Genomic DNA, 14,759 nt, shown 5'->3' on the forward strand with positions numbered 1-14,759 from the left:
CTGTCACACCGCCGGGCCGGTCCACCGGTAACGCCACTCGCGGGCCTCCTCGCGGGCGGTCTCCAACTCGTAGATCTGCGCCTCCGCCAGCCCACCCGGGCCGACGTGGTGATGGGTCAGCGGCGGCCGGCCGTTGCTGTCCAGCTCGACGGTGATGGTCTGCCCGTCCGCCGTGCCGCCGACGAGAAGGATCTGCACGGATGAAGCCATGCGCCCATCCTGCCCGTCGTACCGCCGGTCCGCAGCGGATAGCGGGGCAGCGGGGGGTCCGCTTCGTGGCTAGGGTCGGCGGATGGAGCAGACGATCGATCCATCGCTCGGTCCGGTGCTCGCCCGCACCGGCGACGAGCGTGCCGTGCTGAGCTCGTTCCTCGACTTCCACCGTGGGGTGCTGCTGCGCAAGCTGCGCGGTCTCTCCGACGCCGACGCCGGCCGCCGCCTGGTGCCCTCGGCCACCACGCTCGCCGGGCTGGTCAAGCATCTGACACTGGTCGAGCGGAACTGGTTCCCGACCCTGCTGGCCCCCGAGCCCGGCGACGTCTACCTGACCTCGGAAGAGGACGCGGTGGCGAGCTTCACCCTCGGTGGCCAGGAGACCGTCGCCGAGCTCGTCGCCGCGTACGAGCAGGCCTGCGCCCGGTCCCGGGCGGTCGCCGCGAGCTTCGACCTCGACCACGTGGTGCCGCACCCGCAGCTCGGCGAGGTGTCGGTGCGCTGGATCCTGGTGCACATGATCGAGGAGACGGCCCGCCACGCGGGTCACGCCGACATCCTGCGCGAGCTGACCGACGGGGAGTGCGGCGCGATCTGACCCCGGCCGCCTCCGCGCGTCCTCGCGGCCGTCGCGGCCCTGCGTGCGCCGTCGCGGCCTTGCGTGCGCCGTCGCGGCCCTGCGCGCGCCCGCCCCGGCCATGATCAACACGGGTTCGCCGAAACTGGGGTGTCCGACCGACTGGGATACCGCGATATCGGCGATGCCGTGTCGATCATGCCCGCGGGTCCGCCACGATGCCGGTGCGCGCCGTGCGGTGAGCCGGTTCGGCGGTGGCTGCGGTCGCCGGCCCCGGCGGGCCGCCTATCCTGGGGCGCGGGCGGCGACGAGGGGGAGTAGGTGCTGGTCATCCACGGGCTGTGGTCGCCCGGCGACGGGCCGACCGGCGGCCTCGCCGTGTGGGCCGAGGACAGCTCCGCGCCACCCGCGCAGACCCGCCCCGGCCGGCCGCCCCGGGAACGTCCACACCCCTTCGCCGCCGGGCACGCCGACCTGGTCGCCGTCCTCGCCGACGCCGCCGAGCCGGCCCACCCCGGCACCGCGCTGGTCACCCTGCCCACCCGGGCCGGCGTGCCGACCGACTCGCCCGAGCTGATCCGGACCGACGTCGCACCCCCGGCCCGCGGCCGACTCACGCTGGCCGGGTGGCGCGTTCCCGTCCTGGTGTACGCCCCGGACGACGCGCTGTCGCTGTTGCGGGCGCTGGACGACCTCCCGGCGGTGCCCGGAGGCACGGTGCGTCACCTCGCCGAACTGGCCGACTTCGCCGCCGACCTGGTGACCCGTGGACGCCTCCTACCCGGTGTCGCCGCCCCATCGGCGGGCGTCACCGCCTCGGCGGCCGTGTCGGCGGGCGTCACCGCCTCGGCCGCTACGTCGGCGAGGAGGCCGGCGCCCAGTGCCACGGGCGCAGGGGCTTCCGCGGGCGGCGCTGCGCAGGTGTCGGCGCGGGCGGTCTGGCGGCCGCTGCTGACCGGCACCGACGCCGCCTGGGCACGCTCGCTGGCGTTGGCCCTGCCACCCGCCGCCCGGGCCGCCGTCGACTCCGTCGCTCTCGCACGTGGTGCGGGCGGGGGCGAGCTGACCGCCGCCGAGGTGGTAGCGGATGTGCTCGACGCGTTGACCGACGCCGCCGCGCGGGCCGCTCTGGCGACCACCACCCTGGCCCGGGGGCTGCGGCCGGGTGGCCCGGCACCGGCCTGGTTGGCGGCGCTCGCCGGCCCGCAGCGGGATTTCACAGTCGATCCCACGGCGTTGGCCACCCTGCGCGACGAGCTGGACGTCTGGCAGCGGGATGCCGCCGGCGGGCCGGTTCGGGCCAGTTTCCGGTTGGTGGAGCCGGCCCCGGACGAGGTCACCGAGCCGATCCTGGCCACCCGCCCGGCACCGGACGACATCGTGCCGGCATCGGTCGAGTCGTCCGGCGGCGGGCGTTGGCGGTTGGAGTTCGGGTTGCAGGCGGCCGACGAGCCCGGCCTGCACGTCGACGCCGAGCAGGTGTGGCGGGCGCCGCAGACGCTCGGTGGCCTGACCGGGCGCACGGGCAGCCCGCAGGAGACACTGCTCGCCGAGCTGGGGCGGGCCAGTCGGCTCTGGCCGGACCTGGATGCCGCACTGCGTACCGCCGCTCCGGAAGTGATGGAGCTCGACGTCGACGGGGCGCACCGCTTCCTCAGCGAGGGTGCCCCGGTGCTGCACGCGGCCGGGTTCGGGGTGCTGCTGCCCTCCTGGTGGCAGCGCCCGTCGGCCCGGCTCGGCGCCCGGCTACGCGCCCGCAGCCGCACCGCTCCCGGCACGGTCAGTGGCACCGAGGCCGGTGTCGGTCTGGACGCCCTGGTGGACTACCGCTGGGAGGTCGCACTGGGCGACCAGCCGCTGTCCGCCGAGGAGTTGGCGGCGCTGGCCGAGATGAAGACCCCGCTGGTGCGGCTGCGCGGCCGGTGGGTGGAGCTGGACCCGGGGCGACTCGCGGCCGGTCTGCGCCTGCTCCGCTCCAGCGGTGAGTTGAGCGTCGCCGACCTGCTGCGCCTCGGCTTGGAGGACGGTGACACCACCGGTGCGCTCCCGGTGTTGGAGGTGAGCGCCGACGGGGCGCTGGGTGACCTGCTCGCCGGTGCGGTCGAGCGTCGGCTCACCCCGCTGGAGCCGCCGCCGAGTTTCCAGGGGACGCTGCGGCCGTACCAGCAGCGGGGTTTGGCGTGGTTGGCGTTCCTGCGCTCGCTCGGGCTGGGTGGTGTGCTCGCCGACGACATGGGTCTGGGCAAGACGGTGCAACTGCTCGCGTTGCTCGCCGGGGACCCACCGGAGGCCGGCCCCACCCTGCTGGTCTGTCCGATGTCGCTGGTCGGCAACTGGCAGCGGGAGGCGTCGCGGTTCACGCCGACGTTGCGGGTGCACGTACACCATGGGGCGGAGCGGGCGCGGGGGGCGGAGTTCACCGCGGCCGCGCACGGCGCGGACCTGGTCCTCACCACCTACTCGGTGGCGGCCCGTGACGCCGTCGACCTGGCCGGCATCGACTGGCACCGGGTGGTGGTGGACGAGGCGCAGGCGATCAAGAACGCGTCGACCCGGCAGGCCGAGGCGGTCCGCGCGTTGCCGGCCCGGCAGCGGGTGGCGGTGACCGGCACGCCGGTGGAGAACCGGCTCGCGGACCTCTGGTCGATCATGCAGTTCGCCAACCCGGGCCTGCTCGGGCCGGCGGCGACGTTCCGCAAGAGGTTCGCCGAGCCGATCGAGCGCAACGGTGACGCCGAGGCCGCCGAGCGGCTGCGCCGGATCACCGGCCCGTTCGTGTTGCGCCGGCTCAAGACCGACTCGTCGATCATCTCGGACCTGCCGGAGAAGTTGGAGATGGAGGTGCTCTGCAACCTCACCGCCGAGCAGGCAGCGCTCTACCGGGTGGTGGTCGACGACATGCTCGCCCGGATCGAGACCAGCGACGGCATCGAGCGACGCGGCCTGGTGCTGGCCACCATGACCCGGCTCAAGCAGGTCTGCAACCACCCCGCCCAGTTGCTGCGCGACGGGTCGGCGTTGGAGGGCCGCTCCGGCAAGCTGGCCCGGCTGACCGAGATCCTGGAGGAGGTGCTGGCGGCGGGGGAGCGGGCACTGCTGTTCACGCAGTACGCCGAGTTCGGCGCGATGTTGCGTGGTCACCTGTCGGCGCGGTTCGGCCGGGAGGTGCTGTTCCTGCACGGCGGGCTCGGGAAGGCCGAGCGGGACGCCATGGTGCAGCGTTTCCAGTCGGCGGACGGCCCGCCGCTGTTCGTCCTCTCCCTGAAGGCCGGCGGCACCGGCCTCACCCTGACCGCGGCGAACCACGTGGTGCACGTGGACCGGTGGTGGAACCCGGCGGTGGAGGACCAGGCCACCGACCGGGCGTTCCGGATCGGGCAGCGCCGTCGGGTGCAGGTCCGCAAGTTCGTCTGCGCCGGCACCGTGGAGGAGAAGGTCGCCGCGATGATCAACGACAAGCGCGCCCTCGCCGAGCGGGTCGTGGGCACGGGCGAGCAGTGGATCACCGAGCTGTCCACCGGCCAGCTGCGCGAGCTGTTCGCCCTGGAGGCCGGGGCGGTGGTGGAGTGAGCGAGAACGCCGGCGTGAGCACCGACCGGTTCGCCGACTACGGGCGCCCCCGCCGGGTCGACGGGGGTCTACGGGCGCGCAGCGCCCGGGGCGCGATCGGCCGCTCCTGGTGGTCCCGGCGGTTCCTCGAGGTGCTGGAGTCGTTCGCGCTGGGCACCCGGTTGACCCGGGGCCGGTCGTACGCGCGCGCCGGCCAGGTGCTGACGCTCGACATCGCACCCGGGCGGGTCAGCGCCGTGGTGCAGGGCTCCCGCCCGCAGCCGTACCAGGTGTCCATCGCGCTGCGACCGTTCCCGGACGCGCTCTGGTCCCGGATCGAGGAGGAGCTGGCCGGGCAGGCGTTCTTCAGCGCCCGGCTGCTCGCCGGGGACCTCCCCGACGAGCTGGAGGAGCTGTTCGTCGCCGCCGGCGCGCCCCTGTTCCCGGCCGGTGTGGACGAGCTGGCCCAACGGTGCAACTGCCCCGACTTCGCGGTCCCGTGCAAACACCTCGCGGCGACGTTCTACCTGCTGGCCGAGGCGTTCGACGCGGACCCGTTCGAGCTGCTGCACTGGCGCGGTCGGTCCCGCGCGGAGCTGCTCGACGAACTCCGCGCCCGGCGCGCCGAGGCCACCGGCGCCACCCCGCCACCGATCGCCCCACCGTCCGAACCGGACCGGACATCGTCGACAGTGGAGGTCGCGGCGCCGGTCGGCGCCGCGCGTGCGCTCGCCGGGTTGTCGGCGACCCCGTTGGCGGAGGCGGCGGACCGGTTCTGGTCCGCGCCGGTGCCACTGCCGGATCGGCCGCCCCGACTGGTGACCGGCACGGATCTGCTGCTGCGCCAGCTCGGAGCGCCCGCCCCGGCCATCGGCGGGCCGGGGCTGCTCGAACGGTTGCGCCGCGCGTACCGGGCCTTCGGCCCGGCCGACCGGTGAGCCGTCAGATCCAGCGGTCGAGGCTGCCCGTTGGGCGGGTGGGCCGTCACGTCCAGCGGCGGCGGAACCGCCACATGATGGCGGCGTTGGCCACCAGCACCACCGCGCAGATCGCACCGGTCAACCGACCGGCGAACACGGCTATCGCCGGCAGCGACGCCCACAGCACGATGGTCAACAACATCAGGTAGCGGCCCCTTCGGGCACGGACCCGGTGGTCCAGGCGCTTGAAGAACGCCGGGTCGCTCTCCCGGAGCTGACGGGTGATCTGGTCGAACCTGCGCTGATCCTCTTTGCTGAGCATGGCGCTGCCTTCCCCTCACGCGTTCAGCGGTTCGGCGGCATACCCGCTGCGGTGGTGGCTCACGCTCGCCTGCTCCCGCTACTTTTCCTTCTCGCGGGGCCCGGTGACATCGGGTGCGGTGACCGTCGTGAGGCCACCTCATGTCCGGCTTACCTGAACCTTAAGTTTGCCTGTGGTGGTGAACGGCGCGGAAAGTGTCGCGTACGGCGGCGAGGTCCGATCCGTACCCCGCTGCCGCGCGTCCGCCCTGCTGGGAAGGTCTGCGCTCGTCCCCGGCCCGGCGACTGCCGCGGACGCCGCACTGAGCGCTGTCTTAAGTGCCCTCACGAGGGTGTTCGGCCCACCTTGAAGGCCCCGGAGGGCTTGGTTACTTTGCCGTAGCAACTCCCCTCAGGCAACAGTCGCCGCACCTGCCGCACCTGCCCGGTCGCAGCTTCCGGCGCTCATCAGAAATCGGGATTGGTACATGGCCGACCAGAATGTGCCACCACGTCGACCGCGGGACGACCGCGGTTGGGACGGACGCCAGCACCACAACGCGGACGGCTACGGCGACCCCAACGCGTCCGCGCCCTACGGGTACGACTCGCCCAACCCCTACCAGGGCGGCTACCCGGCGCAGGCCGACCCTCGTGAGCAGTACGGCGAGGGTTACGCGCACGCCGGACAGCCCGCCCCCGGCCCGCGCGGGCCGCAGTGGGTCGGCCCGGAAGGGCTCGGTCGCCCGGTCCCGGCGCGGCCCGGCACCGGACTGCCCACTCTGGACGACGACGAGTCGGGTCCCAAGGTCGGACGACGCAAGGCGATGGTCGCCCTCGGTGGCACCGCCGCCGTCGTCGCCGGTGGCGCGGCGCTCGCCATGACCCCGCAGCTCCGCGGCATCTTCGGTGACGAGGTGGCCGGTGACGCCACCGGCAGCACGGTCACCGACGGCACCGCCGCACGGCCCAGTGGCCAGCAGCCCAGCACGGTGCGCACCTACACCGAGCAGAACGAGAGCTACATGGGCTCCCGGGCCGGCGAGGCGCTGAAGAAGAACGCGCCGGCCGGCGGACGGACCCTCTCCGGCCCGGCCGCCGCCGCCGCCGCGACCGACGTGACAGTGAAGACGGTGCTCGCCAAGGACCCGATCCTGCACCTTGCCCGGCGGGCCACCTTCGGGCCCACCCCCGAGGTGGTCGCCGACATCAAGAAGCAGGGCATCGACGCCTGGATCCGCGCCCAGTTGGACCCGGACAAGATCGCGCCGAGCAAGGCCGAGCTGAAGCTCGCCGAACTGCCCACGCAGAAGCTCAGCGTGCAGCAGCTGCGCACCCAGCGGGACCAGCTCAACGAGCAGGGCGCCCAGCCGGAGCGGGAGATGATCGACGCCACCATCGCCCGGCAGATCTGGTCGAAGCGCCAGCTCTTCGAGGTGATGGTCGACTTCTGGAACGACTTCCTGCACGTCGCCGCGGAGTTCGACGGTGGCGAGGTCTACCGCAACTCGTTCGACCAGGACGTCGTACGCAAGCACGCGCTGGGCAGCTACCCGGAGATGCTGATCGCCGCGAACAAGCACCCCGCGCTGCTGATCTACCTAAACCAGAAGGACTCCCGCAAGGACGCGATCAACGAGAACCTCGCCCGGGAGAACCTCGAGCTCTACTCGGTCGGCGTCGACGGCGGCTACAAGGAGCCGGACGTCCGTCAGGCCGCCATGTTGCAGACCGGCCGTGGCATCGACAAGGACGGCAAGTACGTCTTCAAGCCGGAGCAGCACTACGTCGGCAAGGTGAAAATCCTCGGCTTCAGCCACGCGAACGACTCGTCGGACCCGAAGAAGGCCGACGCGGCGATCGACGCGTACATCACCTACATCGCGCTGCACCCGTCGACAGCGAAGTACGTGGCGCAGAGCCTGGCGACCCGGTTCGTCTCGGACACCCCGCCGAAGTCCCTTGTGGACCGGCTGGCGAAGATCTACACCACCAACAACGGCCTGATCAAGCCGGTGCTGATGGCGATGTTCTGCTCCACCGAGTTCTGGGCCGCCGTGGGCCAGAAGGTGCGCCGCCCGATGGAGTACCTGGCTGCCACGTACCGCACGCTGGGTGTCTCGCCGGAGGCGTCGCCGAAGCACAACAACGGTGACAGCAAGCGCACCCCGTACGCGCGGGGCCTGCGGCAGATCCAGGACAAGCTGCGCGAGCTGGGCCAGTACCCGATGGGTCAGCCCACCCCGGACGGCTACCCGGACGTCTACGTCGCCTGGACGTCGGCCGGCACGATGGTCAACGGCTGGAACGAGGCGGGCGAGATCCTCGCCGGCTACCGCACCGCCTTCACGTACACGGCACCGGAGAAGCTGGTCGCCAAGCCGCCGGCGACCGCCGGGGCGTACGTGGACGCGCTCTCCCAGCGGCTGGTGGGTCAGAAGCTGAGCACGCGGGAGAAGAACCTGATCCTCGGTGTGGCCGGCGTCGCGGCCACCGCCAAGGTCGACGCCACGTTCAACGGGGCCATCACCGCCGTCGCGCGGGCGATCCTCGCTTCCCCCCAGCACCACCTCCGGTGAGGCACCCGATGGAGACGACTGTGTACAACTCTTTCCCCCTGCACCCCGAATGCCCCGACGTGCGGCGGCTGGCCGACAACCCGGCCGAGGCCCTGCTGCGCGCCGAGGCGGACATCGTGGCCGCCGAGAACGCCGCCGAGCTGGACCGCTACCGCACTCTGGAGAACCTGGAGGAGGCCCAGCAGGACGGTCGCGGCGTCACCCGCCGTACGTTCGTCGCGGGTGCCGCGGCCACCGCCACGGCCCTGGCCACGGCCCAGTTCGTCACCACGTCGGCGTCGTTCGCGGCGACCAAGACCGGCACCCTGATCCACGTCTTCCTCTACGGCGGGCTGGACGGGCTGAGCCTGGTCGCGCCGAACAACGACGCGGTGCTCAGCAAGGCCCGCCCCGACCTGCTGCTCGGCAACGACTCGCTGGCCCTGGACCGCGGCTTCAAGCTGACCAGCGCGTTCAAGCCGCTGGAGAAGTGGCTCACCGCCGGCCAGCTCGGCTTCATTCCGGGAGTCTCGGACGAGCGGCTGTCGCGCAGCCACTTCCAGGCCGCGGACGCCTGCAACCTGGGCGGTCTGCCCAACGAGACCGGCGGCCGGGGCTGGCTGGACGGTCTGGTCGACCACCTGGGCAAGGGCACCGCGTTCCGCAGCGTCGGCATCGGCAGCACGCTGCCCCGCTCGCTGGTCGGCAACAACGGCGCGTTGTCGCTGAACAACGTCGGCTCGTTGCGGCTCAACGGCGACGAGAAGTACCGGGCGGCCACCGAGAAGGCCATCAAGGGGCTCTTCACCGGGATCAACCACCCGGTCGAGGAGGCCGTGCAGGAGGGCATGGGCGCGTTGGCCACCGCCCAGCAGCTCGCCGCCAAGCCGTACCAGCCCGTCGAGGGCGTCAAGTACGAGGGTGTCGGCAACGCGTTCAAGCAACTCGCCCAGCTGATCAAGGGCGGCGCCAACGTCCGGGTCGCCACCGTCGGCATGGGTGGTTACGACACCCACGAGAACCAGGGCACCGCCGCGGGCGGTCAACTGCACCGCCGGTTGAACGAGCTGGCCAGCGCGATGGCGGCCTTCTTCACCGACCTCGGCCCGCAGGCCGCCGACGTGACGATCATGGTGTCCAGCGAGTTCGGTCGCCGGGTCGGCTCCAACACCGGCGGCACCGACCACGGGCACGGTGGTGTGGTCACCGTGCTCTCCGGCAAGAAGCTGGCCGGCTCCCTGCTCGGCACCTGGAACGGTCTGGACAAGCTGGACTCCGGTGACGTGCCGGAGTACAACAACATGTTCAACGTGTACGGCGCGGTGGCGCAGGGCCGGTTCGGGCTCACCAACGCGGAGGTCCAGAAGGTCTTCCCCCGCCAGAAGTACGCCCCAATGAAGCTGTACGCGTGACGTACCCGCACACCCACGCCGCCGGCCGTCGTACCGGGACCTCGTCCCGGCACGGCGGCCGGCCGGCTGCGCCCGTACCCCCGCAGATCCCGGACCGGCGCGGTCCCGGCGGCCGGCGGCTGCTGGGCGTGCTGCTCCTGGTCGGCCTGGTCGCCAGCGTGCTGCCGTGGTGGCTGGGCACCCCCGCCGGCTCGTTGCGGAGCACCGCCGCCACCGTCACGGCGGCCGGTCGGATCACCGGTCTGATCGCCGGCTACCTGCTGCTGGTGCAGGTGCTGATGATGAGCCGGCTGCCGATGCTGGAACGGTGGATCGGCGGCGAGCAGATGGCCCGGTGGCACCGCGACGTCGGGGCAACACTGCTGGTCGCCGTGCTGGCGCACATGTCGCTGATCCTTGTCGGCTACGCGGACCTGCGGAACCAGTCGATCCTCGCCGAGGTCGGCACGCTCCTCGGCGACTACGAGGACATGGTCTCGGCGTTCGTCGCCACCGGCATCATGATGCTGGTCGGCTTCAGCAGCGTCCGGGCGATCCGCCGCGCGTTGCCCTACGAGATGTGGCACGCGCTGCACTTGTCCAGCTACCTGGTCCTGCTGCTCGGCTTCGGCCACCAGTTCACCCACGGGGCGCAGTTGTACAAGCCCGGTCCGGTGCGGACCGGCTGGATCGCGCTCTACCTGCTGGTGGTCGCCGCCCTGCTCTGGGGTCGGGTGATCGCGCCGCTGGCGTTCAACCTGCGGTACAGGTTGCGGGTCGCCGACGTCGTCGCGGAGAGCCCGGACACCATCTCCATCTACCTCACCGGTGAGCGCCTGGGGCGGCTGACGATGCTCGGCGGCCAGTACTTCCGCTGGCGCTTCCTCACCCGGGGTTGCTGGTGGCAGTCGCACCCGTTCTCCGTCTCCGCCGCCGCGAACGGTCGCTGGCTGCGCCTCACCGTCAAGGTCGTCGGGAAGCACACAGCGGACCTGCGCGACCTTGAGCAGGGCACCCGGGTCTGGGCGCAGGGCCCGTCGGGCACCTTCACCGCCGCGCACCGGGTCCGGGAGCGGGCGCTGCTCATCGCCGGCGGCAGTGGCATCACGCCGATCCGGGCGATGTTGGAGGAGCTGCCCCCGGGTGCCGCCCTGATCTACCGGGCGCGCACGCCCGCCGACGTGCTGCTCAGCCGCGAGCTGGACTGGCTGGCCCAGGAGCGGGACACCTCAGTCTGGTACGTCATCGGCTCCCGCGACGATCCCGGTCCGCGTCAACTGATGAGCCCGGACGGGTTGCGTCAACTGGTGCCCGACGTGGCCCGGCGCGACGTCTACCTGTGCGGGCCGCCCGGGTTGGTGGAACAGTCGGTGCGTGCGCTGCGCCGCGCCGGCGTGCCGCGACGGCAGATCCACCTGGCCACGTTCGAGCTGTAGGAAGGGCAACCCCCATGCGTCGCGCGTTCCTCGCGATCACCGGCCTCGCCGCCAGCACCACCGCGCTGGTGGTCTTCAAGGGTTCCCCGGCCACCAACCAGGTCGCCCAGAACCTGCCGACCGCCCAGCCGGTGGACCCCACCGGGCAGGGCGTCGACCCGAGCGCCGACCCGGCCGCACCGGACGCCGATCCGGCCGAGGGCGGGCCCACCCCGTCGAAGAGCGCCGACGCGCCGGTGTCACCCAAGCCCGGCAAGACCACTGCCCGCCCGTCGGCCACCAAGACCACCAAGGCGCCCAGCGCGCCGCGCACCAGCAAGCCAGCCCAGTCGACCAACCGCCGGGTCACCGGCGCCGGCTTCGACAACGAGTACGGGTACGTGCAGGTGCAGATCGTGGTCTCCGGCAACCGGATCATCGACGCCGTCGCGTTGTCGCTGCCCAGCGGGGGTGAATCCGACATCCACAGCGGCGACGTCAGCAGCGCGTACGACGGCAGCGGCGGCGAGGTGGTGCGCAAGCAGAACGCCAACCTCAACACCGTCTCCGGTGCCACCGAGACCAGCAACTCCTACAAGCAGTCGCTGCGGTCCGCCATCGAGCAGGCGTTCTGACGTGCCGGCCGCGCTGACCCGACCGGGGCTCTGCCGGGTCGAGCAGATCATGGGTACGGCGATCACGCTGGACCTCGCCGACGACCTGCCGCCCGCGCGGACGCGTGAGCTGGCCGACGACGTCTTCGCCTGGATGCGCGAGGTGGACACCCGGTTCAGCACGTACAAGCCGGACAGCGAGGTGTGCCGCTTCGACCGGGGTGAGGTGCTGCTCTCCGAGGCGTCGGCGGACCTGCGGTTCGTGCTGGAGGCCTGCGCCGACCTGTGGGGCGTCACCGACGGGTTCTTCGACGCGTACGCCACCGGGCGGCTCGACCCGTCCGGTTTCGTGAAGGGCTGGGCGGCGCAGGTCGCCTCGGATCGGCTGCTCGCCGCCGGCGCCCCGAACCACTGCGTGAACGCCGGTGGTGACGTGCGCGTACGCGGTGTGTCGCCGTCGGGGGAGCCGTGGCGCATCGGCATCCGGCACCCGTGGGACGCGATGGCGACGTGCCTGGTGCTCAGCGGAACCGACCTGGCCGTGGCCACCTCGGGGGTCTACGAGCGGGGTCGGCACGTGCTGGACCCGCGCCGTGGGGCGCCGGCCAGCGGACTGCGTTCGGTGACAGTGGTCGGCACCGACCTCGGGGTGGCCGACGCGTACGCCACCGCCGCCCTGGCCATGGGGGCGGCGGGTCGCGGCTGGCTGGACCGCCTGGACGACCACACCCACGCCGTCGTCACCGACGACGGCCGTCAGTACTATTCCGCCAACATCCCTCTGACCGACTAGCGCAGTGGGCGGTGGGTGCCGGCGGGGCGGGACCCGGTGGGGCGGGGACGGCCGGGGCGCGAGCCGGACGGTCGGGTGCCGGCCCAGCGGTGTCGTCGGTGGCCGCGCCGGGGTGGTTCGGTCCCACCGGGATGGGCCGCTCTGTCGTGCGTGGACATCTTTCCCCCGATCGTGGCGCGCGTTCGCGCCGTCCTCCTGTCAACGAGGACCGGTGCCCCGGCGACGCTGTCGGGCACCGGATGGAATCGTCGGACAGGGCCTTTCTTCACATTCCTCGTCGGGGCAGCGGCAGGTGACCGGGTATCAGGTCGGGAGCGAGCGTCACCCCGGTGGCGCGCAGCGCCCCGATCAACGTGTTCTGCACGAGGTACGAGTCCGGGAGTTGCCAGCGGGCCTGCTCGGGGGCGACCGCCCAGCGGACCGTGCCCTCGGGTAGCCGGGTGGGCGGCGCGGGGATCCACGAGCCCGGCCCGTGCCGGACCACGTGGAAGCAGTGCTCCAGCTCCGGCCGCAGCGGGTCGCCGGGGCGGACCAGGAACATCCAGCGTCCGGTGGGCGTGGCCAGCACCGGCCCGCGTACGCCGGTGCCGGCGGGGTGGATCTGCACCGCGTCGAGGACGAGCCGACCCAGGTGGGCGGGCACCTCCAACACGTCGAAGGCCCGGCCGGTGGGCAGCAGCACCCCGTGCGGACGGTTCCGCCACCAGGTCGCGACCCGGGCCGGGTCGGCGCTGGCGGCCAGTTCCCAGTTCTCCAGAGCGGGGTGACAGCCCACCGTGGGACAGCCGGCACGCCCGCAGACGAAGCGGCTGCGGGCCAGACAGGCACCCGGGGTGACCTGCCAGCCGTGTGCGGCGTACCGCATGGCGACCCGGCGCAGCCGGACCCGTTCCAGCGGCGACAGTTCGGCGACGCGCGGTCCGACATTCCCCCACATGTGTGCCATCTCCCCTCGTCGGGCCCGGCGTTCGCCAGGTCCCATGTCGAGCACCGTCACTGCCGTAACCCACGATCGTTGAGGTTGACGAACGGCTCGTGCAACTTGCACGAAAAGTACGAGGACTGGCTGTCCGGCTGACGTACATCCTGTGCGACCAGCGGAAACGTGAAAGTGAACGAAGGCCGCCGCGCCCGTGTACATAGCTTCGGCTCGATCGGTCGTCGCGCAGGGGAGGATGGGGAGATGGACGAGCTACCCATTGGACGGCGGGTCGCCTACTGGCGCGGACGGCGGAAGATGTCGCAGCAGGTCTTCGCGGACCGACTGGGCAAGTCGAAGAGCTGGGTGGACAAGGTCGAACGCGGCGTCCGCCGGTTGGACAAGTTCTCCGTCCTGTACGAGATCGCCGACATCCTCCAGGTGGACGTCCAACTCCTCATGGGCAAGGACCCGGAGCGCCGCACCGACGCGCTGAACTGCATCGACCAGATCGAGGTGCAGGAGATCCGGGCGGCGTTGGAGCGCTACGACTCGATGAGCGCGTACTTCGACGCGGCGCCCTCCCCACCGCCGCTGGACGACATGCGCAAGGCCGTCAACCATGCCTGGCTCACCTATCAGTACGGCCGCTACGGGATGCTCACCCGGGCGCTGCCCAAGCTGCTGCGCGACGCGCAGGCGGCCGACGCCGCGTACGGCGGTGACCGGGCGATCGAGGCGGCCCACCTGCTCGGGCAGGTCTACCAGATCGCCTCGTCGGTGCTGCGCAAACTCGGTGAGTGCGAGCTGGCCTGGCTGGCCGCCGACCGGTCGATGGCGGTGGCCCAGCGGGCCGACGACCCGCTGCTGGCCGGGATCGCCACCACAAGGGTCTGCAACGCCCTGGTCGCGATGGGCCGGGCCCGTCCGGCGCTGGAGCTGAACGTCCAGATCGCCAACCGGTTGGCCCCGGGCGGCGGCAACGAGGTGTCCCCGGCCCGGCTCTCCGTCTACGGGATGCTGCTGCTCCAGGGCGCGATGGCCGCGTCGCGGATCGGCGACACGGCGAGCGTCGACGACCTGATCAACTGCGCTCAGGAGGCCGCCACCCTGCTCGGTGGCGACCACAACCACTACTGGACGTCGTTCGGCCCGACCAACGTCGAGTTGCACCGGGCCGCCGCCGCCGTCGAGCTGGGCGACGGTGGTCGGGCCGTGGAGGTGCACCAGCTGCGCATCGCGGAACCCTCCTTCAACGCGTTGCTGCCCGAACGCCGCGCCCACCACCTGCTCGACATCGCCCGCGGGTACGCCCAGATGGGCGACGTGGCGAACGCCGGCGAGATGCTGCTGCTCGGCGATCGGCTGGCCCCGTCGGAGATCCGCTGCCGGCCGATCGCGCACGAGGTGATGTCGGACGTCCTCCGTCGCACACGTGGTGCGCCGCCTTCTCCGGTAGCGGAGTTGGCTGAGCACATGGGAGTAGGGGTATGAGCGCGGAGCCGGTTTG

11 protein-coding genes and 3 pseudogenes are annotated in these 14,759 nt (G+C 72.2%); 11 read left to right on the forward strand and 3 right to left on the reverse strand.

All coding sequences use genetic code 11. The annotated features are described in order from the left end of the window. Nucleotides 1-3: 3 nt before the first annotated feature. Complete coding sequence (locus O3438_RS30100; protein ID WP_088988245.1) at nt 4-210, reverse strand: hypothetical protein; 207 nt, start codon at nt 208-210, stop codon at nt 4-6. 82 nt (nt 211-292) lie between these two features. Between O3438_RS30100 and O3438_RS30105 the strand changes: the two genes are divergently transcribed. From O3438_RS30105 to O3438_RS30115, 5 genes and pseudogenes are all read left to right on the forward strand, one after another. Beyond that, on the forward strand, nt 293-811 hold the full coding sequence (locus O3438_RS30105; RefSeq protein WP_269682929.1) for a DinB family protein: 519 nt from the start codon (nt 293-295) through the stop codon (nt 809-811). 300 nt (nt 812-1,111) lie between these two features. After that, nucleotides 1,112-1,586: pseudogene (locus tag O3438_RS34375) on the forward strand (ATP-dependent helicase); the annotation flags it as partial. Nucleotides 1,587-1,663: 77 nt separating this feature from the next. Next, a pseudogene (locus O3438_RS34380) lies at nt 1,664-2,123 on the forward strand (ATP-dependent helicase); the annotation flags it as partial. Between the two features lie 65 nt (nt 2,124-2,188). Then, nucleotides 2,189-4,360, forward strand: a pseudogene (locus tag O3438_RS30110) (DEAD/DEAH box helicase); the annotation flags it as partial. Further along, on the forward strand, nt 4,357-5,277 hold the full coding sequence (locus tag O3438_RS30115) for an SWIM zinc finger family protein (protein ID WP_269682931.1): 921 nt from the start codon (nt 4,357-4,359) through the stop codon (nt 5,275-5,277). The pseudogene O3438_RS30110 and the gene O3438_RS30115, both read left to right, overlap by 4 nt. Before the next feature lie 46 nt (nt 5,278-5,323). Here the strand turns inward: O3438_RS30115 and O3438_RS30120 are convergent, their stop codons facing one another. Beyond that, nucleotides 5,324-5,581: a DUF3040 domain-containing protein gene (locus O3438_RS30120; RefSeq protein WP_088988248.1), complete on the reverse strand. Its 258-nt coding sequence runs from the start codon at nt 5,579-5,581 to the stop codon at nt 5,324-5,326. 466 nt (nt 5,582-6,047) lie between these two features. On the opposite strand from O3438_RS30120, the gene O3438_RS30125 reads away from it, so the two are divergent. The 5 genes from O3438_RS30125 to O3438_RS30145 are packed head-to-tail and all read left to right on the forward strand — an operon-like array spanning nt 6,048 to nt 12,330. After that, complete coding sequence (locus O3438_RS30125; protein WP_269682932.1) at nt 6,048-8,138, forward strand: DUF1800 domain-containing protein; 2,091 nt, start codon at nt 6,048-6,050, stop codon at nt 8,136-8,138. An 8-nt stretch (nt 8,139-8,146) separates the two neighbouring features. Continuing rightward, entirely contained in the window at nt 8,147-9,529 is a 1,383-nt protein-coding gene (locus O3438_RS30130; protein WP_269682933.1) for a DUF1501 domain-containing protein, read from the forward strand. Further along, nucleotides 9,526-10,944, forward strand: a complete 1,419-nt coding sequence (locus O3438_RS30135) for a ferredoxin reductase family protein (protein WP_269682934.1) — start codon at nt 9,526-9,528, stop codon at nt 10,942-10,944. Before O3438_RS30130 ends, O3438_RS30135 begins: the two co-directional genes overlap by 4 nt. Before the next feature lie 14 nt (nt 10,945-10,958). Beyond that, nucleotides 10,959-11,558: an FMN-binding protein gene (locus O3438_RS30140; RefSeq protein WP_269682935.1), complete on the forward strand. Its 600-nt coding sequence runs from the start codon at nt 10,959-10,961 to the stop codon at nt 11,556-11,558. A 49-nt stretch (nt 11,559-11,607) separates the two neighbouring features. Beyond that, complete coding sequence (locus tag O3438_RS30145; protein WP_269683803.1) at nt 11,608-12,330, forward strand: FAD:protein FMN transferase; 723 nt, start codon at nt 11,608-11,610, stop codon at nt 12,328-12,330. Between the two features lie 265 nt (nt 12,331-12,595). On the opposite strand, the gene O3438_RS30150 is transcribed toward O3438_RS30145, so the two are convergent. Beyond that, complete coding sequence (locus O3438_RS30150; protein WP_145785505.1) at nt 12,596-13,267, reverse strand: bifunctional DNA primase/polymerase; 672 nt, start codon at nt 13,265-13,267, stop codon at nt 12,596-12,598. A gap of 246 nt (nt 13,268-13,513) precedes the next feature. Between O3438_RS30150 and O3438_RS30155 the strand changes: the two genes are divergently transcribed. Then, nucleotides 13,514-14,743 (forward strand): helix-turn-helix domain-containing protein, encoded by a 1,230-nt coding sequence (locus tag O3438_RS30155; protein ID WP_269682936.1) that lies wholly within the window; start codon nt 13,514-13,516, stop codon nt 14,741-14,743. Nucleotides 14,744-14,759: the final 16 nt, after the last annotated feature.

Origin of the sequence: Micromonospora sp. WMMC250 (genome assembly GCF_027460215.1) — a bacterium.
Taxonomy (GTDB): domain Bacteria; phylum Actinomycetota; class Actinomycetes; order Mycobacteriales; family Micromonosporaceae; genus Micromonospora; species Micromonospora taraxaci.